The organism is Spirosoma utsteinense, from assembly GCF_014282275.1.
In the GTDB taxonomy this organism is placed as follows: domain Bacteria; phylum Bacteroidota; class Bacteroidia; order Cytophagales; family Spirosomataceae; genus Spirosoma; species Spirosoma utsteinense.
Genome location: NZ_VFIA01000145.1, coordinates 1 through 1,200 on the forward strand (window position 1 = coordinate 1; position 1,200 = coordinate 1,200).

Here is a 1,200-nt window from a genome sequence, read left to right on the forward strand (position 1 = left end):
GGTGGCGGGCTGCTACTACGTGACGGCCCTCAGCGCCCGGGGCCTCGAGAGCCGCCCCTCCAACACGGTCTGCAACCAGGCCTGTCCCCAGTTTGCCCTGCCCAACGTGTTCACCCCCAACGGGGACGGCAAGAACGATCTCTTCGCCCCCCTGCGGTGCCCGGCTTTCGTCGAGCAGGTGGAGTTCATCGTCTACAACCGGTGGGGGGCCAAGGTCTACCAGAGCACGGGGGCGAGTCTGGCCTGGGACGGGCGCAGCAGCAGCGGGGCTGAGCTACCCAGCGGCTTGTACTACTATCAGGCCAGTGTGCACTTCGGGCTGCTCGAGCGCAACGCCCCGCCCCTGGTGGTCAAGGGCTGGGTCCAGATCCTGCGCGAAACCGTTAGCCAGCAGTAATATGTTTTGTGATGCGTGGGATGAAGAGCCGGACAATTTGTCTAAATTGTCCGGCTCTTCATCCCACGTTTTTTTGTGTTATCCCGTAGATATGATCACCTCCATTTTCTCACCTGAGTACGCATCATACCTTTACCCGGAACTTATGCTCTGTTCGTAACCTGGCAGCCGGTGCCCGTTTATCTACCGAAAAATTGACAAATAAGGCAATTCATAGCAATTTGAGGCTTACCGTATGGTTGGCAATACGGTTTTATCAGATGAAATCGTTGTACTACAAATACGTTAATTCTATGCGATTTATTTACTCGATAGCACTGCTCGGTGTTTTTGTGGGGGCGGTACTGTGGCCTACGCTGAGCCAGGCTACCCACGTGCGGGCGGGCGAAATCACCACCCGGCGCACCCCCGCAACATCCCTCACCTACGAAATTACCCTGACTACTTACTACGATGAAGTAACCGGTAAGCCAGCCGCCAACGATGCCAATTTCGCTGACATTTGTTTTGGCGATGGCACCACCCAGCGGGTCGACCGGGGCAACCGGCGATTCATCAACGGGGGTACTTCCTCGATCAACACTTACGTCATCACCCACACCTACCCCGGACCCGGTGCCTACACCATTTCCGTGGCCATAGCCAACCGCAACGGCAATACTAAAAATCTACAGTCAGGGGCTTCGGAGAATATCCAGTTCTTCGTCTCCACGACCATCTTCATCAACCCCGCCCTGGGACTCAACTCCACCCCACGGCTCCTCAACCCACCCCTCGACTCGGGACGCGTCGGCCAGCGATTC

Annotated in this window: 1 protein-coding gene and 1 pseudogene; both read left to right on the plus strand. The window is 56.9% G+C overall.

Annotated elements, in window-relative coordinates:
- The coding region (locus FH603_RS28140; RefSeq protein WP_186742690.1) for a T9SS type B sorting domain-containing protein at window positions 1-397 on the plus strand (397 nt) is incomplete at its 5' end.
- Between the two features lie 293 nt (window positions 398-690).
- Window positions 691-1,200 (plus strand): annotated as a pseudogene (locus FH603_RS28145) (gliding motility-associated C-terminal domain-containing protein); the annotation flags it as partial.